The sequence below is a fragment of the Candidatus Nitrotoga sp. 1052 genome (assembly GCF_927312905.1).
Classification (GTDB): Bacteria; Pseudomonadota; Gammaproteobacteria; order Burkholderiales; family Gallionellaceae; genus Nitrotoga.
This window is the reverse complement of the sequence record NZ_CAKMHQ010000039.1, coordinates 13,283-35,461: the sequence shown is the minus strand read 5'-3', so window position 1 is coordinate 35,461 and position 22,179 is coordinate 13,283. Positions and strand designations below refer to the sequence as shown.

Below are 22,179 nucleotides of genomic sequence, written 5' to 3'. Positions count from 1 at the left end.
ATTTACTACAGCAATGAGCATTTCTGAGAAGCTGAAAATTCAATTTATGAAATTATGATCAAATCCACCCGGCAATATATACCAGGTGGCTGGCAGAATTAACGGGTAGCCCGACAGGCTGCTAGACGGAAGGATCCACCATACTCGGCATCAACTGAGAATTCTCATACGATTGACAGCCTTAAAATTCAGCCTGATAATAAACCAACTAGTTAATTATCCAATTGGATATATACATATGTCCTCGAATGTCACATTAGACCGTCTTAGCGCGACCTTCTCCGCATTGGCCGACCCCACACGGAGGGCGATGTTGGCGCGCCTGGCTAAGGGTGAAGCATCGGTTAACGAGCTTGCTGCGCCATTTGCGATGAGCTTGCCTGCCGTATCAAAGCACATCAAAGTGCTGGAAAAAGCTGGGCTGGTCACTAAAGGGCGCGACGCGCAGTGGCGTCCCTGCCGTATTGACGGTGAACAACTCAAAGTGGCGATGGACTGGATTGGTCAATACAAACAGTTTTGGGAAGAGCGCCTAGACCGCTTAGATACTTATTTACTTACTCTGCAACAAAACCCAGACCCCGATATCAACCCCACCAAAGGAGAGTTAAAGTGAAGAACAAAACTAATGAAACGTATAGCCAATTCAACCCCAAACTTGACCTCACTTTTGAGCGAATCGTCGATGTCCCCAAAGAACTTGTTTGGCGCGCTTGGACTGAGCCAGCGCTGCTCAAACCATGGTTTTGCCCGCTGCCGTGGAAAACAATAGACGCTGAGATTGATCTGCGCCCCGGCGGCATATTCCGCACCACCATGCAGTCGCCGGAAGGCAAGGACTTCCCCAATACCGGCTGCTACCTGGAAGTCATCCCCAACGAAAAACTGGTCTGGACTAATGCCTTGTTGCCAGGCTTTCGACCCAGCACACCCAGCCCAACTTGCGGAGACGATCAGGTCGATTTCAAGTTCACCGCGATAATCGAGCTGGCAGATCACTCCAGCGGCACACGCTACACCGCCACGGTAATCCACGCGGATGAAACAGGTCGCAAACAACATGCTGCGATGGGGTTTGAAAGCGGCTGGGGTACAGCACTCGACCAACTGGTCGCGATGATCAAGAAAGGCATCTGACCATGTCTGCCCTAGCCCCCGAGAAACCCAACGAGATTGTTATTACTCGCACCGTAAAAGCGCCCATTCAGCGCGTCTGGCAAATGTTCACCCGGCCCGAGCACATCCAACATTGGTGGGGGCCAAACGGTTTTACCAATACGATATTTGAGATGGACGTGCGTGTGGGCGGATTGTGGCGCTACATCATGCACGCACCCGCCAACACAGACGGTAGCCCAGGCACAAATTACAACAACTGGATTCGCTATACCACTATCACTGAGCCGACTTTCATGGCCTACGAGCACGGCGGCGACGACCCTGACCATGCCGAGTTCAACGCCACCGTGACGTTGCAAGACTTGGGCGATCAGACACAGGTCACACTGCGAATAATCTTGGAGTCAGAAGCGCAACGCAAAGCCATGGCTGAATTTGGTGCGATTGAGGGTGGCGAGCAAACGCTGGCGCGGCTCGATGCCTATTTAACACCCACCGGAAAACCCAACGAACTAAACATCACTCGCACATTCGATGCGCTCGCACATTCTATGCGCCAAAAGCGTTAGTGTGGAAGGCTTGGACTGATCCCAAACACGCATTGAATGGGTGGGGACCAAGCCACCATCCCGCAGTCAATGTGATGTGGGATGCTCGGTCGGGCGCTCGCTGGCGCAATTGTTTACGTTCTGTTGAAGCCGGAGATTTGTTATGGCACGGTGGCGAATTTCGTGAGGTGGTCGAGCTTGAATTACTGGTATTTACTTTTGCTTGGGAAGGAACAGGCAAGCGAGGCCTGGAAAACCTAATCACTATGACCCTAACCGAGAATCATGGAAAAACTACCATGGTGCTAAGGCAAACACCATTTCAGTCATCGTTCGAGTAAGAGGGACATAACGAAGGCTGGAACAGCACATTTGACCGTTTAGCGAACTATCTGGCATGTTACTTAATCGTTCAACCCCAACAGGAGAAGAACCATGCAAAAAATCACCACCTGTTTATTGTTTAGCGGGCAAGCTGAGGAAGCAATGAACTATTACGTCTCTATTTTTAAAAACTCAAAAATATTGAGCGTGACTCACTACGGCAAAGGCGCGCCCATGCCAGAGGGCACAGTGATAACCGCAAATTTTGAGCTGGAGGGACGCCAATTTATGGCGCTCAACGGGCCTATGTACAAATTTTCACCTGCGACTTCCTTCGTCGTGAATTGCGAAACGCAGGAAGAAGTGGACTACTACTGGGACGCATTGGTCGCTGGCGGCAAGCCCAGCCAATGCGCGTGGCTGGAGGATAAATACGGCGTGTCGTGGCAGATTGTTCCCAAGCAACTCATACAATTGATAAGTGACCCGGACCCTGTGAAAGCGGGACGTGTGATGCAAGCGATGATGACTATGTCGAAGATCGTGATTGCAGATATACAGCGAGCTTACGACGCGAACTATTGATTAGGCCGGATTATGTTTGAAGTCCGTTCGCCTTGAGCCTGTCGAAAGGTGAATGGGCTTCGACAAGCTCAGCCCGAACGGAGTTAATACTTCACCGTGCCTGATCAATAAGTAGCACATCAATAGGTGGTACGCGCGCGAAGTAAGTAATTTTAATATTTATCAAAAATCTAGGAGAATTAACCATGACCAGTTTAAAAGTCAAAGCCATTCCTGATGGCATGCATTCGATCACGCCTCACATCATTTGCGCAGGCGCGTCGGAGGCTATTGAGTTTTACAAAAAAGCATTCAATGCCATAGAAATAATGCGTCTTCCGGGCCCGGACGGCAAACTTATGCACGCCTGTGTCCAGATTGGCGACTCACAATTGATGCTCGCTGAAGAAAACCCGCAATGGGGCGCACTTGGACCAAAAACATTGAAAGGCTCGCCGATCACGATCCATTTGCAAGTCGAAAACGCGGACGAAACCATGGCGCAAGCCGCAGCAGCGGGTGCAAAAATCACCATGCCTATAGCGGATATGTTTTGGGGCGACCGTTACGGTCAAGTGGAAGACCCGTTTGGTCACCGCTGGTCGATAGCCAACCATACGCGCGATGTGACGCCCGAAGAAATGCAAGCAGAAATGGCCAAGATGGGCGGCTGAAACCCACTACTATTACTTTTGAGGCTACGCAGAACAAGTCCGTTTGCGTTGAGCTTGTCGAAACGTACCACTTGCAAATGGCTTCGACCGGCTCAGCCCGAACGGAGAGACTTGTTCAGCATTGCCTTAAGTTAAACCTCATCCCCGCGGATCATTAAAGGTATCAGCCCCGGCAAACGGTTAAAGCTGACCGTCCGCACGGTTTCCAGAAAATCCTGCATGTAGGCAGCTTGCGCAGCCTCCACATGAGTGACGGCATACAGCTCACCGAACAATCCCTCCTTGCCCAGACGCATGCCCTGCACGTAGCCGGTTTTCAAATAGCTCTGAACCGCCCAGTTCGGCATGGCTGAGATACCTCGGCGGCTGGCAACCAACTGTAAAATGGCAACGGTCAATTCGGCGGTGCGTCGTTTCGGCTCAACGCCATGTGGCTTCAAAAAATTGCGGATTACGTCCAGCATTTCTTCAGGTACCGGGTAGGTCACTAACGTTTCGTCGGCAAAGTCGCGTGCAGTGAGGTATTCCTTTTGCGCCAATTTGTGCAAACAAGAAACAATGCCGACGATCTCGAAACCGAATAAGGGGTGATAGGTCATTCCGTTCTTGCGGTACTCAGATACCACGGCAAGGTCGGCGCGGTCTTCGCGCAGTAGCGCCAGCGGATCAACATGAAAACCGGATACCAAATCCAACTCAACCTCCGGCCAATGTTCGCGGAAAACATCCATCGCGGGCATTAGCCACTCGAAGCAAGTATGGCATTCCACCGCTACACGCAAGCGTCCGGCCTGTCCTTCCACGATGCGTGCGATATCGCGCTCGGCTTCTGCCACCTGCGCCAGCACCCCTTCCGCCAAGGCATGCAGCCGCTGTCCGGCAGCCGTCAATCGTAATGGCTGGGTCTTGCGCTCGAACAAGAGAACGCCGTAATGATCTTCTATCTGTTTGACCTGATGCGAAATTGCCGACTGTGTCAGGTGTAAGCGTTGCGCGGCGCGCGACAGATTGCCGCTCCCGACCAAGGCTTCCAACATGCGTAAATGGCGTAATTCCAGAATGGATAGCATTATTAAATAATTTAATGATGAATACGAAAATAATGATTTTGCATAATAGTATGAATTTGCCGAAGATACCATCCTTTCAAACGAAGGATAATCATGACAATTACGCACAATCTTGGCTTTCCGCGCATCGGCGCGCAACGCGAGCTCAAAAAGGCTTTGGAATCGTATTGGAATGGCCAATTGGACGAAGCATCCCTGCTTGACACCGGCAAAGCATTGCGAGCGCGGCACTGGGCGGTGCAGCGCGATGCGGGCATTGCTCTGATTCCGGCAGGGGATTTCGCCTGGTACGACCAAATGTTGAACATGACCGTCCTCCTGGGTGCCGTGCCCGAACGATTCGGTTTTACAGGCCCACCAACACTTGAGCAGTATTTCCAGCTTGCGCGCGGCAATGCACAACAGCCCGCCATGGAAATGACCAAGTGGTTCGACACCAACTACCACTATCTTGTCCCGGAATTCCTGAATTCCACCGAGTTCAACCTGAATAGCTTATGGCTATTCGATGAAGTAGGTGAAGCGCAGACACTGGGGATCAACGCCAAGCCGGTATTAATTGGTCCGCTCACCTACCTGTATTTCGGTAAGGAAAAACATGCCGGTCTGAACCGCCTGAATTTATTGCCCAAGCTGATTCCGGTGTACAAGCAAATTCTGGCGCGCCTGAAAGCCCAAGGCGTGGAGTGGGTGCAGATTGACGAACCTGTGCTGGCACTCGATCTGCCGCAGGAATGGGTGGCAGCACTTTCTCACACCTACGCCAGCCTGGCGCAGGACGCCCCCAAAATTCTGCTCGCCACTTATTTCGACAGCGTGGAAGACCATGCCGAGGCGCTAAAGGCCTTGCCGGTCGCAGGCCTGCATATCGACTTGGTGCGCGCTCCGCAGCAGGCTGATACCTTTATCCGCAATTTCCCGGCGGATAAAATCCTTTCTGCAGGTATCGTAGATGGACGCAATATCTGGCTCAACAACTTGCCAGCTTCGTTGGCTATCCTCGACGAGTTGCACACAACACTGGGGGATCGACTATGGGTTGCACCCAGTTGTTCTTTGTTGCATGTGCCGGTGGATTTAGCACAAGAAACCGGACTGGATAAAACCGTCAAAAGTTGGATGGCATTCGCCACGCAAAAGCTCGGGGAGGTCGTCACTCTGGCGCACGGTGTATCGCACGGCAAGGAAGCCATCGCCCCTCAATTGGCAAAAACCAATGCTGCATTGGAAAGCCGGGTGTACTCGCCGCTGCGACATGATCGTGAAGTGCATCAGCGTATTGCAGCCCTGAAACCTGCCGATGAAAAACGCTCTACGCCGTTTGCCCAGCGCATCGCTGCACAGCAAGAGCAACTCAAGCTGCCTGCTTTCCCGACCACTACCATCGGCTCTTTTCCGCAAACCGCAGCCATCCGCAGTGCCCGCGCGGGCTACAAGCAAGGCAAACTGAACGAGGAGCAATATCGCACGGCCATGCAGGCAGAAATCCGCCATGTGGTGGCCAAGCAGGAAGAACTGGGGCTAGACGTGCTGGTGCATGGTGAAGCCGAACGCAACGACATGGTGGAATACTTCGGCGAACAACTGAAAGGCTTCGCTTTCACCGAATACGGATGGGTCCAAAGCTACGGCTCGCGCTGCGTTAAACCTCCCATAATCTACGGCGATATTTCACGCTCGCAACCAATGACCGTCGAGTGGATTTGCTACGCGCAAAGTCTGACCGACAAACCGATGAAAGGAATGCTCACCGGACCAATCACCATTTTGCAATGGTCATTCGTGCGCAACGATATTCCGCGCGCTGCCACCGCCCTGCAAATTGCACTGGCAATTCGCGCCGAAGTGCAGGATTTGGAGCGGGCGGGCATAGGCATCATTCAGATTGACGAAGCCGCCTTACGCGAAGGCTTGCCGATCAAACGGCAGGACTGGGCGCATTATCTCGACTGGGCAGTGCGCGCTTTCCGCATTAGTACCAGCGGCGTGCGAGACACCACGCAAATTCACACGCACATGTGCTATTCAGAATTCAACGACATTCTGCCCGCCATTGCTGCGATGGATGCTGATGTGATTACGATAGAAACGTCGCGCTCGGATATGGAACTGCTGGAAGCCTTTCGTGCCTTCCATTATCCGAACGATATCGGCCCAGGCGTGTACGACATCCATTCACCGCGTGTGCCGAGTCAGGAAGAAATGCAGCGTCTGATGCGCAAAGCATGTGCTGTTATTCCGCGCGAGCGCTTGTGGGTTAACCCGGACTGCGGATTGAAAACGCGCGGCTGGCCAGAAGTGGAAGCGGCCCTACGCAACATGGTTGCCGTAGCGCATACACTGCGGAACATCGCAACCTGATGGCGCACACGCTCGCACATGATGGAATTACGTTGTATACCGTCATCGGCGTGTACGAATGGGAACGGGCAGCCTCACGTCCGCTCGTTTTTGATTTGCGACTAGAAAGCGTACACCTGCTTGGGATGCATAGAGCTGTTGTTCGTGCACTAGACGCGATCAATCTCTACAAAACTGATAAGGATAAGACATCATGGCAACTGCAACGCAAAAGGCATCAGGCAAGCACAAGTGTGCGTGGTAGCAAGCTGTAACGGCTCGAATTTGACACTGTCTAACGCCCCAGCCTATTGGACAACCGAGGGAACTCAATCTGCGCGTTCCTGCGGAGATCAGCCCGGCGCGCAGTCGACTATCTATTCAGTCGTTTTGCCGTCAAAGTGCTCGTTGTCGGCCTCTGCCACGTCGCGGGTATGGTGGACAACGCCATCCCGATGATTCGGCGGCGCATAGAGCGTATAGAGCTTCAGTGGAACACTGCCGGTATTGATGATGTTGTGATTCGTCCCAGCCGGGACTACTACCGCGAAGCCGGCGCGGATCGCCGTCCGAACGCCATCAAGAACCGCCTCACCGGTTCCCTTCTCCACGCGAAAGAATTGGTCGAGCTTGTGGACTTCCGCCCCAATTTCTTCTTTAGGCTTTAAAGCCATGACGACGAGCTGGCAGTGCTTTGCCGTGTAAAGAACCTGACGAAATTCATCATTCCTGATGGCGAGGCCCTCAATGTCTTGCACAAAACCCTTCATAACGACTCCTTCTTTTTTAGCTTGCTCCACGGGGAACGATCAATGCCATTCACAACAAGCACACTCATTTTCTGGTTCTGTCGTATTAACTAAAAAAGCAAAAATTTATTGCAGTCGGTTGTGTCAATGTACGATATTCGATTTTTTTGGGCAGACCACGGTCCTTGGTCCAACGGCGCTTTCTATCGGGAATGAAACCGGCGTGACGCGAGATATTATTTTTCGCCATTACAACAAACCTTATCCCAACATGATGTGAAGCCATACGATACGAGGATGGATAAATTATACTGAAACCGCGAACTGTCAATAAGAGGTCAATACATAACGATTCAAAGGGCTAAACCCCAAGCTATGCCGGGGGACTTCAGGTTTAACTGCTACCCGCAGAGATTTTACATACTCTGTGAGTGCTGGCTTTTGCTTTTCTATGAACCTGATTGCGATTAAGGTTGTTCCCGATTACTGTATTTCTCCTGGATAAAAAATTGAACTAACTTCTACTTATCTGAGCCAACGGTTGACTCACTAGCTAATGGTACGGAATTGTCAAGAACTTTTCCGTCTGGCAATCCAATAGTGTCTGTTTACGCAAGCGGCACCCCTTTTTTAAACCTTCAGTCGAACCATAATTCAGATCGAATGATAGGTTTAGCAAGGGGCTCCATTTATTAATCTTTATCATCCATCTTCTTGTCTGATCTATTAGTACCGGAATCCCGGGGAGTCCAACAGCATGAATCACTGGAACCACCGGCAGCCCTAGTTTCGCTCTTGGGGTTGGCCGTGCCCCTTTGGGGATCTGTCTTACCACTATCGGAATCCATTTCACTATCATCCATCTTCTTGCCCTCGGCATCACCCGTCTTCTTGTGCCAAGCATCGTCCATCTTCTTGCGTCCGCCATCATCCATCATCTTCTTGCGTCCGCTATCATCCATCATCTTCTTGTATCCGGCCTTCATTTCTTCCAAGGTAATTTGGCCGTTTCCATTGACATCCAGTTCCTTAAATTTCTTTGCATGGAAAGCATTAAATTCGTCCGTAGTAACCATTCCATCTGAATTTGCATCCATGGCTTTGAACATTTTTTCCTGCATATTTCCAATTTTTTCCTGCATATTTCCATGAGATGCATCGGAATCAGCGTGGGATAGAGTGGTGCCCAATACAAAACAGGACGTAATAGCGAGGTAACTAAAAGTTTTTTTCATGTGTAACTCCATTTATAAATTTATGAAACATTCTTCAGCAGACATGATGTCATGCCACTCTTAAGAGTTTTACCAAGACCACATTATTTGGCTAACTCTCAGATTAAGGATAACGAAGCATCTTGAACATGGTCTGTACGATATGTCACATAGTGAATAATAAATAAAGGGGCCTCTATCGATGTGTAACATCATAGAAGCACTGCGGCCACAAAACCATATAAATCCTGACGAAGATAATATTTCGATACAGAGATGTACAGTAGCCGATGCGGCGATACATGACAGCCAGGCGTTTGACAAACTGCTGAATCATGCGGTAAATGCCAATGGTGAATGACGGCCAATTTACCCCGGCAGCGCGTACCTCTCCACAGACCACGCGGAAATGCTGGCTGCTGACGGGTTTAAAAGCCAGGCCCATGAAAAAGCAAAGCGAGGCCGACCGCTGAGCGATGAATGGAAGGCATCAAACCGGACCAATCTAAGACCCAAGTGCGAGTGGAACACGTGTTCGTGGACACAGAATGCGATGGGTGGCCATATTGTGCGCACCATTGGTATGGTATGTGCGAAAGTCAAGATCGGCATGATGAATCTGGTCTCAGACGAGAAGAATAACCGCAAATACTCACAGCATAATAGATAACGCGATCTTACCAGGGGAAGTGATCTTGTTTACGACGAACAGAAGCCAGGCTCTGTGTGCGGTGGAGCACAGATGACCGTCCTCGTTTGAGTAATACTTCAATTAAAGGCATGGCGATGACTGCCAAGATCAACGGTAGTTGCTGTGCAGTCTCACAAAGGACTTGTCTCAAAGGGGCAGTTGTTGAACCGGTGAGAAGACTAGTTCTAACACCGAGGGTAGAGCAATTGTCGTGCTGCGATAGATTTCTTAGTCGTTACGCTGCTACGATTTACTATTAGGAGATATAAAATGTCATTAGGAACAATTTTGCTTATCATTGTTATCCTGCTGCTGATCGGTGCGTTCCCAAGTTGGCCTCATAGCCGGGGTTGGGGTTACGGACCCAGCGGTGGTCTTGGACTGGTGTTGCTGATCCTTATCATTTTATTGCTGATGGGCAAAATATAGCGCGTTGCTCTGATTTTGCCTTCCGGCGATCACTCAGCGGGCAAGGAAATCCAAGTTTTTGTTTTACCACGCAACGAAGGTTGCGAACACGAGCCTCTTGATTCTGTTCTACTTCAATCATTGAGAGGCAATTTAGCTTCATCATTTATCTTGAGTGCATTACCATGACACAATTTAAACGTTTTTCCACTTTTTTCCTGATTGCCCTGTTGGCTTTTTTTGTGGGTTGCGCATCTACGTCAAAGCAGGAAGGAACAGGAGAATATATTGACGACACCGTTCTGACCACGAAGGTCAAGGCGGCAGTTTTAAATGAGCCCTCCCTGAAGTCCGCCGAAATAAACGTCGAAACCTTCAAGGGTGAGGTACAACTGAGTGGTTTTGTCAGTTCTCAGGCTGAGATAAATAAGGCGGCCGAGGTTGCGCGTGGCGTCAAAGGCGTGAAATCGGTCAAGAATGATATGCGGGTCAAATAAGAATAGAGGTCGGTCTTCAAGCATGACAATATCTAGTTGACCGACCGTCAAAGAAAGGAAAGATAATGCTGCATTATGCCGTTGTATTTCTTGTCATCGCACTTGTCGCTGCGCTACTCGGCTTTACGGGTATTGCGGTCGGCGCTGCCGAGATCGCCAAGATCCTGTTCTTCATCTTCCTCATCTTGTTTGTCGTTTCGCTTATTGTGGGTCTGATGCGTCGCAAGTGATTTTGTTTGATACCACTAGGATTTCGTTGAATTCGGGTGAGGTGATGGATTCTGGTTTTATCACATTAGCAATGGATAAAACCTCGAATTTCAAGCTATCTTAGGTTCGTTACCGAACCGACTGTGCTTGGTATTATTAACATGTGAGACATGTCTTCTGGAATTTGGAAGTTTCTTTTAGCTAGATGATATTTAAGCATCTAGTTTCTAATTATAAATGGAGTACGTCATGACCCAATTTTCAAGCCAAACAATAAAAAATGATTTGCTCAGAGATTTCAATGCCGTTGTAAACGAAAGTGAGCAACTGTTGAAATCTGTGATTGATGAAGGCGGTAATAAGGCTAATGCTTTACGCGCAAAGATGGAATTAAATTTAAAGGCAGCCAAAGATAGGTTGCGCCACATCGAAGAAACTGCGATTGAAACTACCAATACAGCAGTACGGGCCACAGACAATTATGTTCATGAAAATCCTTGGCGTGTCATTGGTGTAGCTGCTGGTATTGGTGCCGTGATTGGGCTACTGCTGAACCGTTGTTGTCACAACAATTCTTGTATTGGGTAGTCCGGTGTCTTACATACGACACAAATTTTTGTGGAGAATGGACAAGAATCGCAGAGGAAATCATCGTCACTCAAGCCAGACCCTCATCGCACTCGATTAAGCAATTGCTGAGCATAAATGATATCGCGCGTGGCTTAACGCAGCACGGTTAACAACGGAAGGTTCTTGGGCCGTCGTTTCTTCGCGTGAGGCTCGAATTCGGCCAGGTGGTCGATGCGGCAATCGCAATGTCGCGATGTAGGCCGTCACTGTAGCGACCATGGTGCGAACTTGTTCGCCCAATGTTCGACGAAACTGATCGGCGAATGCACCCAGCAGACACTTGGTACCGGTAAAGCTCAGCGTCCATGAACTGGTGGCCGCTATCGATGTATATGTCATTCTCCATAATGAATATACCAAGCAAGTGATCTGTATAGAGAAATGATCTGACCTTCCCTCAATAAGTCATCAGAGCAAACAATCGCTTCAGTTCCAAACAGAATGCCACACTGCACTATAGAACAAGCCTTCAAATAATGCGATTCGCTATTCCCGCGAAGGCCAGAGTCCAGTTGTTTTAATCAAACTATTTGATGGCTGATTCTATAAGTACGGTATCGCACTGACCGAGTTTAGTATTCCGCGCATAATTTAACTTTGGTGTTCCGATCATAACGCTATTTATTATTTTTTCAGGAGATTTTTATGAACAAAGATCAAGTTAATGGTCGTATCAAAGAAGTCATAGGTAAAGTCAAGGAGGTCGCCGGCAAAATCACCGATGACAAGGATATGGAAGTAAAAGGGAATATTCAAAAGAACATTGGTAAAGCCCAAGCTGACTTTGGTGACCTTAAGAATAATCTAAAAAAATGGCAGTTGTTAAAGCGTATATAGCTTAAATGTGTTGGCGTTATTTGACCAGATGCACGGCAACAGTGAAATTTCCAATACCAAATTTTAACGGAGATAAGTATGAGTAACGAAGATAGTAATACCTATGGCATAAACAAAAAAAATGAAGCTGGACCTGGCCTTGGCCCCAAATTGATGGGTGCAGATACGCTCATTGGAAACGACGTCTATAATCGAGCAGAAGAAGATCTGGGTGACATCAAGGAAATCATGCTGGACATGGAGAGCGGTAAAATTGTTTATGCAGTATTGTCCTTCGGAGGTGTTCTCGGTATAGGAGAAAAGCTTTTCGCGGTGCCATGGGGTGAGTTGACACTGGACACGGAAAACAAACGTTTCATACTTAATGTAGGGAAAGATAAACTCGAAAATGCGTCGGGATTCGATAAGGACAATTGGCCCAAGATAGCAAACCCATTTTGGGTAGAAATGAAATAGTCTCAGGTTTTTTAACACCGCACTTGCATAAGTAAGGGGTGCCAGTTTTGATAATTGTTCGGCCAACAACAAAACTATTGGCGCATTTTGAGAACTGAATGGATTGTGGTTGTATTGTTCATCAATAATTGAAAATTGTTCAGGCGGATTGGAAACGAGTAAAGGGAAGGATTCTTTGGCACGATCGTCGCATGTTCAATTTTAATTGAGCACGGCTGGTCAATATTCAAAGCAAACCAATAGTTTTGAAAATATTTGTGGAATGGATTTATGCATGAAAACTTGCCGCAGTTATTCGAATTGAAGGGTATGCGTGCGATACCGCACAGATAATTTGAGGCATAAAGATTTAATATTAAATAGTCCTCTGCTTTTCGATAATATGAGTGCAAATAATTTTGCCAATGGTTATTTGTAACTCTTAAGTACACTCCTACTTTTAGCCTAATAGTGGAGGGCATTCGTGTATATCCATTTACATGCCGCTCTCTACTCCCCTGTCGAGAGCGTTTTTTTGAGCCTTCAGCTTTCGCAGCCACAATCAGCTAATCTAAAACTCGGAGGAGGATGTGGTAGTGCGTATGGAATATAAGTCAGCGTCTAAATCTTGCCAGTAAACAGTGCCCTTCTTTTTCAGAATTAATAAATATGCAACTGTTTAGTTTTAGTGCAATATTTTAAATCTGGTAAAAATAGATACTAAAAGTGGTGGCTATTGAACGCTGTTTAACAGCATGGAGCTGTGATGAAGAGATCATGAATAAAACAACCATTTGGAAGTCCGCGGCTGCCTTCTCAGTCAAGTGTCTGGAAATATGGGTCCCTATGAGTGCTCAATGCTTAGCATTTTTGGCGGTGCTTGTGTTTGCAAATCCTCCCGGCATCGCCTTTGGCCAAACATCATGCCCCAACATTCATGTGAAAATTCTGAACATTAAAAACAGCACTGGGAACGTAGCGTGCGCTCTTTTCGAATCATCAGTTGGTTTCCCGGACGAATATTTACACTTCGCAACCAACATCATGGTAATAAAAATTCGAGATAATCAGACGCATTGTGACTTTAAAGATATCGCGCCGGGAACGTACGCGCTTGCCGTTGTTCATGATGAAAATATGAATGGCAAGCTTGACACTAAATGGCTGGGGATCCAAACGGAAGGCTACGGTTTTTCAAGAGATGCAAAAGCTTTGCTTGGCGCACCTTCGTTCTCTTCCGCCAGCTTTCCCTACGATGGGCAAGACCTCGATCTAACGATCAGCTTGCATTACTGAGTGTGCATTGTATGAATATTTAAAATTCCTACTCTCTTTCTTCAATCCATCACACTTATCTTAGCCGGCCTCCACCCTCAACTAAAAATCAAAGACGCTGAAAATGCAGTCAAGTAATCATTGATGCGCTATCCAACACGTTATAAAAGAAGACCGTATTGAGATACGTGGCTTCGGCAGCTTTACTTTGAATTACCGACCACTGCGCATTGGACGTAATCCAAAAACTGGCGAACGAGTGGAAGTGCCTTCGAAATACGTGCCACACTTCGACGTCTGGAAAGAGCTCAACGAGCGAGTAATCAAGGGTGACTAAACCCCTTTAATCAAACTAATTTTTGCTGATTGGCTATTAGCTGTCGGCGTAGGCACTTCAAGGCAGCATTACAAGCACATCCAGAATTGACCCTTGGCGATTTGGTCATGCTGAAATTTCGAGACTATGATTATCACTGATCTGAATACAGCCTAAGATTAGGTCTGAACCTGAAGATCTGTTATGTGCCAAAAGCGGTCAGTAAAGAAGTTCTCACAAAGTAGTAGCCGTTTTCTAACGCTGCTACATTCCCACTTGTGGAGTACCAGTTATATTGGTGCTGCTGTATGATGTGCAATTAAGTCAATGCCCTATACTGGCTTCAGTTTTAAAAATCGGCCGCATCCCACCAACGTCGTTATATCGACCAATTATTGATATATTTCTTATGGAAACTAGCGATTTGCTGCGGCACCAGATAATTAATAGTCTCATGGCCCAACACACTGAAAAAGTTGCGGATGCCGCGATTAATTTATGGGAACAGACGGCGAACCAAATCCTTGCGATCGTCGGTGAAGTTGGCTTCGATTCACTTTACGCCCGTAGTGTATTCCATACCCGGATAACATTTCCTTGGCTCGCGGCCGGCGCACTGCCACCGCAGTCTGATCAACGGTTCGCGGGATTAAAAATGAGCCTTGAAAAACAAACGCCTGCGCAAGCCAACGAAGCTAACCGTCTGCTACTGATCAATTTCACCGACATTCTGTCCTCGTTAATTGGTGAGCAGTTAACGACCCATATTTTACGTTCGGCTTGGGGCATTGACGCTTCTGATAAAGCCGGCGACGACAAACTTTTGTCCGGGCACCCGAAGGAGTTAAAAAATGAGTAACAAGATAAGCATACGTCGTCTTCCAACTGGCGTACCTGGTCTGGACAGCCTGTTGGGCGGAGGCATTCCGGAATTCTCGTTTAACCTGATTGCAGGTACGCCGGGAGGTGGAAAAACAACGCTCGCTCACCAGATCATGTTCTCGCAGGCTAACCCGAATAATCGGGCACTGTTCTTCACGGTACTCGGGGAACCCGCTTTGAAGATGCTTCGTTATCAACAGCAATTTCCGTTTTTTGATATCAATAAAATCAATAAATCGATCCGCTACATAAACCTGTCTGCAGATCTCATGGAGGGAGATTTTGACCGCGTATTGTCACGCATAGCCGAAGAAGTGAAAGACTATGCTCCCAGTCTTGTATTTGTTGATTCGTTTCGATCAGTCGTGCAGTCAGCGAAGGGGACGAAACAGGGGTCGTCCGAGTTGCAGTATTTCGTGCAGCAACTCGGTATGCAAATGACGAGCTGGCAGGCAACCACATTTTTAATCGGTGAATATTTGACGCCAGAATCAGAGTCCAGCCCCGTCTTTACAGTTGCGGATGGCATTCTGTGGCTTTCGCAAAATTTGCAGCGCAATTCAACGGTACGCAAGATACAAGTGGTCAAAATGCGTGGTCAGGCTCAGGTACCCGGTTTGCATACGTTTCGTATCAGTAATGAAGGAATCCAGGTTTTCCCGCGCGCGATTATCCAACAGGGCGCAGAGCATGCTTTAGCAATCAAGGCCGCCATTGGGGAGCAACGTGTTTCGATGGGAATACCCGGTCTGGATGAAATGCTGGGTGGCGGCTTACCGGCTGGATATTCGCTACTCGTGGTCGGTCCATCCGGCTCCGGGAAAACCATATTGGCGACGGAGTTCCTCGCTGAAGGGGTACTCAGGGGCGAACCCGGTGTAATTGCGGCGTTTGAGAAGAGCCCCAGCCAACTGCTGAACAATAAGCTGCAAGCACTGGTCAAGGCTGGACAAGTCGGGGTGATCGACACGCGTTCCCTAGATTTATCGATTGATGAAACCTTGCATGATTTGATCGAAATGATTCATCGAATGCAGGCAAAGCGCGTCGTCATTGACTCATTGTCTGGATTTGAACTGGCACTGGCGCCCGAGTTTAGCGAGGATTTTCGTGGGTCGCTATATCGTATGATTGCAGAGCTGACTAGCATGGGCGTGACCATATTAATGACCTCGGAACTGGAAGACCGCTACACCGATTTGCGCTTCAGTCCATTTGGGAGCGCTTTTCTCGCTGACGCAATTATCGTGCAGCGTTATGTCGAAATCACGGGTCAATTCAAACGCGTCTTCTCGATCGTTAAAGTCCGTGGCAGTAAGCACAGTAAGGACATTCGATTGTTTGACATTACCGAAGGAGGCATCATTATCGGCGAGACCCTGTCTGGGTATGACGGAATCATGTCGGGCCATCCCACGACCAGCCTGTAGCTTGAACAATCAGGTGACAACAGACGTGGGTGCTCCTAGAAAAGAGCATGTCGCGTAGTTGCCTAACGAATAAGGTTAGATCGTGCGATCGAAGCGAAGCCATGATCTGAACCGTTTGTTGGACAAGCCCGGCGCCTGAATGCGGGTCGTGCCTCATAGAAAATATACCTTATAGAATTAATCAATAGTGTCAGACTCGATTGATAAAGCCCCAAACACATGGACGGACTGAGGAAGTCAAAAACAAAACCACCAATTGAGTCTATCCTCATTGATATTTCCAAAGGCATTTGAATAGAATCGCTGGATTTCCGCCTGCACGGGAATGGTGAGGTCTTGCAATATCGGCCATTCTGGGTTGAACCACCACGCCACTTGAGGCAAGATGCGCCCTCAACGATTTTTGTATCAACCATCACAGAAGAGAACAGACATGGGTGGACAGTGGAAAGCAGAGCGCGCGGGTGCGCCACCTTAAGGAACGCCAATTGCCCAAGAAATCGGGCAGTCTTCATGGTTTAAGCTATATAGTTGTCATCCATCGGAGAACTAAAATGATCAGCAAGAACACGATTTGTCTTTGGTTCAACGGCACCGCAGTAGAAGCCGCGCAGTTCTATGCCGAGACATTCCCGGACAGCGCGGTGGGAACGATCCATCGCGCGCCAGGTGACTATCCCGCTGGCAAGCAAGACGACATCTTGCTGGTCGAGTTCACCGTGATTGGTATCCCTTGTATCGGCCTGAACGGTGGTCCGGAGTTCAAGCACAATGAGGCTTTCTCCTTCCAGGTTGCGACCGACGACCAGGCAGAAACCGACCGCTTGTGGAACGCGATTGTCGGAAACGGCGGCCAGGAAAGCGAATGCGGCTGGTGCAAGGACAAGTGGGGCCTGTCGTGGCAGATCACGCCACGCGTCCTCATTGAAGCGATCGCCGATCCTGATCGCGCGGCGGCCAAGCGCGCTTTCGAAGCGATGATGCAGATGGGAAAGATCGACATCGCTGCGATCGAAGCGGCCCGACGCGGTTGACGCTCATGGATCGTCCTTTTCTGCTGGCAGTAAACGGTTGTTTTAGCCGAGAAGCCGCCATTTCTTTGGGTAATCACGGCTATGCGTTGCCCTTGAAGCAGTAGCGTCCTCCGATATTCACGACGAACGCGATTTATCGCATTCACCAGTGATCGCGTTTTGCCAGCGCCAGCACCAGCATAAAGAAAAAAAACCTTTGGTTCAGTGAGATTAAGACATGCGTAAATTTCATCGTCTACACCATCATCAATACCATTATCGTCTTGTGGGAGCGCTTCAGTCATGGCGTTGCACCTGTGTCTTTTTTCAAGTTACTGCTTTTTTGCGATCCCGTTTGGATTGAACTCGGGCATCAAGGCGAGGCCAATGTTCGGCATGGAATTTTTTATTGGTTATTATTTCTATCGGGGCAGCTTCCATGACATCAATTCCCCATTGCGTAAATACGAACATTCCGGCATCTGAGAGTGCTAGTTTTTCCAGCCATACAAGTCGATCTATCAGATAACAGTCGGGGTTTTTACCGGCGAATCCTGATGCAACATAGTTTTCGAAAAATGCCTTAGCGACCAACACGGCTAAACGTGCTTGCTCAATGCCATTCGTGTCGCGTTTGGAGGATAGACGATGCAGGTTAACGATGCGGCTTTTGAGAACAAGGGTCGGGTGGAGAATGCGTATAAATCCATAGTCGGGGTGTTCAAGCTCGACAGCGAGCTTTCTGATTTCTTCGTTGGTTAGTCCGATCAACGTTCCCATGAAGTCAATAAATAGCGTGCGACCATCTGGTGTTTTGTACGTAACAATGGCTGTGTTTGGCGTATGGTCGTCCGGCTCCGGAATGCGGAGTATCCCTTGCAATTCTGTTGCAACGATTCGAGCATCGTGCTTTGTGGCTAAAACATCAGCGTCCTGCGTGAGATATGGCGTGTCACTTGGGGGTGCGGGGATTTTAAAATAATCGACCCAGAATGTTAGGGACTGCCCCCCAACCAGGATGGCTGGCTGAGTTGCCTTCTGGAGCGCGTGGAAAAATTTTGGTAGGTCGCTCGGCTGGAACCAATCGTAACCGGCAACCACGGTTTAGCCAGGCATGCGAACGATGCGGAATTCGGCAGGATTGACCTTTGAAATGAGCTTCGCCTGAGACACGGCTTTCGCAACAGGCAAGTGGCTGACCTCCTTGCTAAAAGCAGCTTGGCGAGCTGCTTTGCTGTAAGAGGGTTTTGCCGCTACTACTTTTGCAAGATGCACAGACCCGCGCGCGCCTGCCTTCACAGGCTTTGCTTTATTCTCAACCGCATTGGCAAGTGCTCTTTTCATAACGGCATCCTAGCACGTTAAGTCTGAATCATTCAATACATCCCAGTGGGCGAAGTGTGGGAGAGTTGAGCCACGCATTACCATCTCAGCATCGGGTATCCAACATCGCTGGGTGATGTGCGGGGACAGGAAATCGCCGAATTACACCACCTTGCTTTGCAGACGCTCGATTGATAAAGCCCCAAAAACATGGACGGTCTGAGGAAGTCAAAAACAAAACCACCAATCGAGTTTGTTCCCAATGATTTTTCCAAAGGGATTTGAATAAAATCTCTGGATTCCCGCCTGCGCGGGAATGACGAGGTCTTGCAATATCGGCCATTCTGGGTTGAACCACCACGCCACTTGAGGCAAGATGCGTCCTCAACGATTCGCCAAAAAATAGCAACTTCGAACAAGCGAGGTTGCAATGCATGAAAATAGTAGTCAGTTTGATGTTGGGGTATGTACTTGCATTTTTATGCAACTGCGTCGTAGAATGTGACTACTATTTTAGTCATAAAGGATTTTAAAATGCATGCAATGAGTTTGGCTCAAGCCAAAGCGCATTTGAGCGAGTTGCTGAATGCCGTTGAATCCGGTGAGGAGGTTGTTATTACTCGTCACGGTCGTCCTGTTGCAAGGGTGGTGCCTGCCAGTCCTCTCAAGCAGCCCTTGCCGGTGCAGCGTCTGGCAGAGCTTCGCCATCAGGTGCCCGCATGGAAAAATAGCAGTGCCGAGTCGCTACGTGAGCTGCGTGACGCAGAATGATTTATCTGGACACCAGTTTCCTGACACCGCTGTTTCGGGAGGAGGCCACTTCCGCGAAGATTGCGGATTTTCTTTCTCGTCAAGCGGTGGGAACGCTGGCAGTCAGTAAATGGGCATCTGTCGAATTTGCTAGCCTGATTTCTCGCGATGTACGCATGGGAACGCTAACAGCAAGCCAAGGGAAGCATTTAATTGCGGAGTTTTGTTCGGTAGTTACTACCTCTCTAATTGTCCTTATTCCAAGTGCCAATGATTTCGATCTGGCACAGGAATATGTAGCTCACTTTGCCACCCAGCTACGCGGCCCGGATGCCTTGCACCTGGCAGTGGCGCATAACAACGGGGTGGCGTTCACCGCCACCTTGGACGAAGGAATGCTTTCCGCTGCGAAAAAACTGAAAATCCCGGCACGGCGGGTGATTCGCTAGGCTTTCCCACCTTGCGGTTCGCTGGTTTGGGTGGATACCTTGCCGCTCAGCCATATTGCCGCAATGCTTCCCAGCGGGCCGCCTATCAAGAATGTCGTCATTCCCGCCGGGGATGCACTTGGCCCCAGGCGCAGCACCAGTAGGTTCATGACCCCGATAAAGATGCCGTTCACGAATGCCGCCTGATAGTGGCGGTAGTGGACGTTGTGCTGCTGGTATCCCAGCGTGAATACGATGATAAACGAACACAGAAATAGTAGTAATGCATCCATGCCGACTTTGCTTCTTATCCAGAACACATGGACGGTCTGAGGAAGTCAAAAACAAAATCACCAATCGAATCTGTCCTCATTGATTTTTCCAAAGGCATTTGATTTGAATAGAATCGATGGATTCCCGCCTGCGCGGGAATGACGAGGTCTTGCAATATCGGCCATTCCGGGTTGAACCACCACGCCACTTGAGGCAAGATGCGCCCTCAACGATTTTTGTATCAACCATCACAGAAGAGAACAGACATGGGCGCACAGTGGAAAGCAAGGCACAAAGAAGTCGCAGCGAATGCAAGGGGTAAGATTTTCGGCAAGCTGGCCAAAGAAATCATGGTTGCCGCAAAGGGCGGTGCTGACATTGGCTCCAACTCACGTTTGCGTCTGGTGGTTGAGCAAGCCAAAAAGGCCTCTATGCCGAAAGACACCTTGGATCGCGCCATCAAAAAAGGCGCAGGCTTGTTGGATGGTCCGCTTCACATGGAGCATCTGGTGTACGAAGGTTTCGCGCCGCACCGTGTACCCGTTATCGTTGAATGTCTGTCCGATAACATCAACCGCACTAAAGCCAGCATGAATGTGCTGTTCCGCAAAGGACAGTTGGGCGCGCCCGGTTCTGTATCATGGGACTTCAACCATGTCGGCATGATTGAAGCGATACCGAATACAAAAGATGCAGATGCCGAAGTCGCCGCAATCGAAGCGGGCGCGCAAGACTTTGAGCCTGCGGATGAAGGGGCGACTCTGTTTATCACCGAGTTCACCGATCTGGATGCCGTGTGCAAAGCGCTACCCGCACAAGGTTTCACCGTCACCTCCGCAATGGTTGGCTACCGCCCCAAAAATCCCGTCACCCTCAGCAACGATGTCGAACGTGAAGAAGTCGAAGCCTTCCTCGAAGCCATCGATGCGGATGATGACGTGCAGAATGTTTATGCGGGGTTGGCGGGGTAGCATTGAAGAACGGCTTTCGGTCAAAAGCGGTCGCTTCCCCCATGGCATTTCGACCATCTAAAAATGGCACACAGTGGAAATTTATTCTTGGTTTTTCATCGCCGCAAAGCAGCCACCCGCAACTCCCGGCCTAATTTGGAAGTTAAGTTCAGACACTGTCTGTCAGATCAGATTGAAACTAGTTCACTTCCTGCAAGCCATGGGCTTGGTCAAGCTTGTATCAACCCTTCTAACCGTGAGGTCAACTGCTTCGCCTAGTTGCTGCAAATATATTGCACTGAGCCGGGTCGCCGGTTTCCATCCCACGCTTAAACCAGGCGACACGTTGTCCCGATGATCCGTGAGTAAAGGTCTCAGGCACTGCGTACCCAAGTGCTTTCTTTTGAAGAGTATCATCTCCAATCGCGGTGGCCGCTGCAATAGCTTGCTCAATTTCACCGGGTTCGAGAATATGTTTCTGACTATCCGTGCGCCGCGCCCAAACTCCGGCATAACAGTCTGCCTGTAGCTCCAGTTTTACGCTCGCAGCATTCGCCTCTGCTTTGCTCGATGCCCGCTGTTTGGCGGCATTTACCTTAGCGGAAATTCCTAGAAGGTTCTGGACGTGGTGGCCCACCTCATGCGCCAGCACATAGGCCTTAGCAAATTCACCCGGCGCATGAAAACGATTTTGAAGTTCCGAGAAGAACGATAGATCGATATAGATTTTGCTGTCCAACGGACAGTAAAACGGTCCCATGGCAGCGGTACCGTTGCCGCATGCACTGGTTGTGCTACCGGTAAAAAGCACTAGCTTCGGCTTGCGGTATTCCTTGCCCTTTGCCGCAAATGCTTCGCCCCATGTATCTTCCGTTTCCGCTAGTATCTTCGACACAAAAACGGCTGTCTTGTCATTTGCAGCAGGCTTGTGTGCGTTAACCTGCTGAACAGGGGCCGCCTGTTCCATCAAGCCCAACAAAGTGGCCGGGTTCACGCCGGTTAAATAACTTCCAATCAAGGCAAGAAGGACGCTTCCAATACCAATCCCTTTAATAAGCCCGCCGCCACGACGATCCTCAATATTTTCACTTTCTCTTTCATTGTCTAGCAGCATGATTTGTCAGCGTCCAAATTTTTGGGGGTTATTTCATGAAATGGATTATAACTATGCACATAGCAAACGGGTTGGGCGACGAACCGGTTCGTCGCTGAATTTCGCTCAGGGTGAG

30 protein-coding genes and 1 pseudogene are annotated in these 22,179 nt (G+C 49.1%); 23 read left to right on the top strand and 8 right to left on the bottom strand.

The features are described from left to right. Positions 1-238: 238 nt before the first annotated feature. The 6 genes from MJ768_RS08775 to MJ768_RS08750 all read left to right on the top strand — a co-directional run bounded on the left by MJ768_RS08775 (position 239) and on the right by MJ768_RS08750 (position 3,229). Positions 239-616 carry an ArsR/SmtB family transcription factor gene (locus tag MJ768_RS08775; protein WP_239290493.1) on the top strand — a complete coding sequence of 126 codons (378 nt, stop codon included), beginning with the start codon at positions 239-241 and terminating at the stop codon, positions 614-616. Next, positions 613-1,137, top strand: coding sequence for an SRPBCC family protein (locus MJ768_RS08770; RefSeq protein ID WP_239290483.1), 525 nt, complete (start codon positions 613-615; stop codon positions 1,135-1,137). The genes MJ768_RS08775 and MJ768_RS08770 overlap by 4 nt, the downstream gene beginning before the upstream one ends. A 2-nt stretch (positions 1,138-1,139) precedes the next feature. Then, positions 1,140-1,688, top strand: coding sequence for an SRPBCC family protein (locus MJ768_RS08765; RefSeq protein ID WP_239290481.1), 549 nt, complete (start codon positions 1,140-1,142; stop codon positions 1,686-1,688). Next, positions 1,688-2,008, top strand: coding sequence for an SRPBCC domain-containing protein (locus tag MJ768_RS08760; RefSeq protein ID WP_239290479.1), 321 nt, complete (start codon positions 1,688-1,690; stop codon positions 2,006-2,008). The genes MJ768_RS08765 and MJ768_RS08760 overlap by 1 nt, the downstream gene beginning before the upstream one ends. Before the next feature lie 94 nt (positions 2,009-2,102). After that, positions 2,103-2,576, top strand: coding sequence for a VOC family protein (locus tag MJ768_RS08755; protein ID WP_239290470.1), 474 nt, complete (start codon positions 2,103-2,105; stop codon positions 2,574-2,576). 185 nt (positions 2,577-2,761) lie between these two features. Further along, the gene (locus tag MJ768_RS08750; RefSeq protein WP_239290468.1) at positions 2,762-3,229 is read left to right on the top strand and encodes a VOC family protein; all 468 of its coding nucleotides are present in this window, start codon (positions 2,762-2,764) and stop codon (positions 3,227-3,229) included. Positions 3,230-3,360: 131 nt separating this feature from the next. Here MJ768_RS08750 and MJ768_RS08745 read toward each other — a convergent pair whose 3' ends face one another. Then, complete coding sequence (locus tag MJ768_RS08745; protein WP_305855922.1) at positions 3,361-4,299, bottom strand: LysR family transcriptional regulator; 939 nt, start codon at positions 4,297-4,299, stop codon at positions 3,361-3,363. A 93-nt stretch (positions 4,300-4,392) separates the two neighbouring features. On the opposite strand from MJ768_RS08745, the gene metE reads away from it, so the two are divergent. Both metE and MJ768_RS08735 read left to right on the top strand, forming a co-directional pair. Further along, entirely contained in the window at positions 4,393-6,660 is a 2,268-nt protein-coding gene (gene metE, locus MJ768_RS08740; RefSeq protein WP_239290466.1) for a 5-methyltetrahydropteroyltriglutamate--homocysteine S-methyltransferase, read from the top strand. Then, a complete protein-coding gene (locus tag MJ768_RS08735; protein ID WP_239290464.1) occupies positions 6,660-6,914 on the top strand; it encodes a dihydroneopterin aldolase in 255 nt (84 codons plus the stop codon). Before metE ends, MJ768_RS08735 begins: the two co-directional genes overlap by 1 nt. Positions 6,915-7,016: 102 nt before the next feature. Here the strand turns inward: MJ768_RS08735 and MJ768_RS08730 are convergent, their stop codons facing one another. Beyond that, positions 7,017-7,409, bottom strand: coding sequence for a cupin domain-containing protein (locus tag MJ768_RS08730; protein WP_239290462.1), 393 nt, complete (start codon positions 7,407-7,409; stop codon positions 7,017-7,019). A gap of 671 nt (positions 7,410-8,080) precedes the next feature. Continuing rightward, positions 8,081-8,623, bottom strand: coding sequence for a hypothetical protein (locus MJ768_RS08725; protein WP_239290460.1), 543 nt, complete (start codon positions 8,621-8,623; stop codon positions 8,081-8,083). Positions 8,624-9,563: 940 nt separating this feature from the next. On the opposite strand from MJ768_RS08725, the gene MJ768_RS08720 reads away from it, so the two are divergent. From MJ768_RS08720 to MJ768_RS08705, 4 genes are all read left to right on the top strand, one after another. Further along, positions 9,564-9,722 (top strand): DUF3309 family protein, encoded by a 159-nt coding sequence (locus MJ768_RS08720; protein WP_239290458.1) that lies wholly within the window; start codon positions 9,564-9,566, stop codon positions 9,720-9,722. A gap of 164 nt (positions 9,723-9,886) precedes the next feature. Continuing rightward, positions 9,887-10,198: a BON domain-containing protein gene (locus MJ768_RS08715; protein WP_239290456.1), complete on the top strand. Its 312-nt coding sequence runs from the start codon at positions 9,887-9,889 to the stop codon at positions 10,196-10,198. 65 nt (positions 10,199-10,263) lie between these two features. Continuing rightward, complete coding sequence (locus MJ768_RS08710) at positions 10,264-10,428, top strand: DUF1328 domain-containing protein (RefSeq protein ID WP_239290454.1); 165 nt, start codon at positions 10,264-10,266, stop codon at positions 10,426-10,428. A 229-nt stretch (positions 10,429-10,657) separates the two neighbouring features. Then, complete coding sequence (locus MJ768_RS08705; protein WP_239290452.1) at positions 10,658-10,996, top strand: DUF883 family protein; 339 nt, start codon at positions 10,658-10,660, stop codon at positions 10,994-10,996. A gap of 96 nt (positions 10,997-11,092) precedes the next feature. Here MJ768_RS08705 and MJ768_RS08700 read toward each other — a convergent pair whose 3' ends face one another. Then, complete coding sequence (locus tag MJ768_RS08700; protein WP_239290450.1) at positions 11,093-11,377, bottom strand: hypothetical protein; 285 nt, start codon at positions 11,375-11,377, stop codon at positions 11,093-11,095. A gap of 306 nt (positions 11,378-11,683) precedes the next feature. Between MJ768_RS08700 and MJ768_RS08695 the strand changes: the two genes are divergently transcribed. From MJ768_RS08695 to MJ768_RS08665, 7 genes and pseudogenes are all read left to right on the top strand, one after another. After that, entirely contained in the window at positions 11,684-11,875 is a 192-nt protein-coding gene (locus MJ768_RS08695) for a CsbD family protein (RefSeq protein WP_239290448.1), read from the top strand. 78 nt (positions 11,876-11,953) lie between these two features. After that, positions 11,954-12,331 carry a PRC-barrel domain-containing protein gene (locus MJ768_RS08690; RefSeq protein ID WP_239290446.1) on the top strand — a complete coding sequence of 126 codons (378 nt, stop codon included), beginning with the start codon at positions 11,954-11,956 and terminating at the stop codon, positions 12,329-12,331. A gap of 756 nt (positions 12,332-13,087) precedes the next feature. Further along, a complete protein-coding gene (locus MJ768_RS08685; RefSeq protein ID WP_239290444.1) occupies positions 13,088-13,606 on the top strand; it encodes a DUF2141 domain-containing protein in 519 nt (172 codons plus the stop codon). A gap of 48 nt (positions 13,607-13,654) precedes the next feature. Then, positions 13,655-13,922: pseudogene (locus MJ768_RS15415) on the top strand (HU family DNA-binding protein). A gap of 274 nt (positions 13,923-14,196) precedes the next feature. Continuing rightward, positions 14,197-14,760 (top strand): hypothetical protein, encoded by a 564-nt coding sequence (locus MJ768_RS08675; protein ID WP_239290440.1) that lies wholly within the window; start codon positions 14,197-14,199, stop codon positions 14,758-14,760. Continuing rightward, a complete protein-coding gene (locus MJ768_RS08670) occupies positions 14,753-16,213 on the top strand; it encodes an ATPase domain-containing protein (protein WP_239290438.1) in 1,461 nt (486 codons plus the stop codon). Before MJ768_RS08675 ends, MJ768_RS08670 begins: the two co-directional genes overlap by 8 nt. A gap of 554 nt (positions 16,214-16,767) precedes the next feature. Then, the gene (locus MJ768_RS08665) at positions 16,768-17,247 is read left to right on the top strand and encodes a VOC family protein (protein WP_239290436.1); all 480 of its coding nucleotides are present in this window, start codon (positions 16,768-16,770) and stop codon (positions 17,245-17,247) included. A gap of 306 nt (positions 17,248-17,553) precedes the next feature. Here the strand turns inward: MJ768_RS08665 and MJ768_RS08660 are convergent, their stop codons facing one another. Beyond that, complete coding sequence (locus tag MJ768_RS08660) at positions 17,554-18,327, bottom strand: hypothetical protein (protein WP_239290434.1); 774 nt, start codon at positions 18,325-18,327, stop codon at positions 17,554-17,556. A 3-nt stretch (positions 18,328-18,330) separates the two neighbouring features. Continuing rightward, on the bottom strand, positions 18,331-18,570 hold the full coding sequence (locus tag MJ768_RS08655; RefSeq protein ID WP_239290432.1) for a hypothetical protein: 240 nt from the start codon (positions 18,568-18,570) through the stop codon (positions 18,331-18,333). Between the two features lie 76 nt (positions 18,571-18,646). On the opposite strand from MJ768_RS08655, the gene MJ768_RS15410 reads away from it, so the two are divergent. The 3 genes from MJ768_RS15410 (at position 18,647) to MJ768_RS08645 (ending at position 19,748) form a co-directional block, all read left to right on the top strand. Further along, a complete protein-coding gene (locus MJ768_RS15410) occupies positions 18,647-18,772 on the top strand; it encodes a hypothetical protein (RefSeq protein ID WP_445082982.1) in 126 nt (41 codons plus the stop codon). Between the two features lie 311 nt (positions 18,773-19,083). Next, the gene (locus MJ768_RS08650; RefSeq protein ID WP_239290430.1) at positions 19,084-19,320 is read left to right on the top strand and encodes a type II toxin-antitoxin system Phd/YefM family antitoxin; all 237 of its coding nucleotides are present in this window, start codon (positions 19,084-19,086) and stop codon (positions 19,318-19,320) included. Further along, positions 19,317-19,748 (top strand): type II toxin-antitoxin system VapC family toxin, encoded by a 432-nt coding sequence (locus tag MJ768_RS08645; RefSeq protein ID WP_239290428.1) that lies wholly within the window; start codon positions 19,317-19,319, stop codon positions 19,746-19,748. Before MJ768_RS08650 ends, MJ768_RS08645 begins: the two co-directional genes overlap by 4 nt. Here the strand turns inward: MJ768_RS08645 and MJ768_RS08640 are convergent. After that, positions 19,745-20,020, bottom strand: coding sequence for a hypothetical protein (locus tag MJ768_RS08640; protein WP_239290426.1), 276 nt, complete (start codon positions 20,018-20,020; stop codon positions 19,745-19,747). The two genes, MJ768_RS08645 and MJ768_RS08640, sit on opposite strands and share 4 nt — an antisense overlap. Positions 20,021-20,266: 246 nt before the next feature. On the opposite strand from MJ768_RS08640, the gene MJ768_RS08635 reads away from it, so the two are divergent. Beyond that, positions 20,267-20,971, top strand: coding sequence for a YebC/PmpR family DNA-binding transcriptional regulator (locus MJ768_RS08635; protein WP_239290424.1), 705 nt, complete (start codon positions 20,267-20,269; stop codon positions 20,969-20,971). A 241-nt stretch (positions 20,972-21,212) separates the two neighbouring features. Here MJ768_RS08635 and ypfJ read toward each other — a convergent pair whose 3' ends face one another. Further along, positions 21,213-22,064, bottom strand: coding sequence for a KPN_02809 family neutral zinc metallopeptidase (ypfJ, locus tag MJ768_RS08630; protein ID WP_239290422.1), 852 nt, complete (start codon positions 22,062-22,064; stop codon positions 21,213-21,215). Between the last annotated feature and the right edge of the window lie 115 nt (positions 22,065-22,179).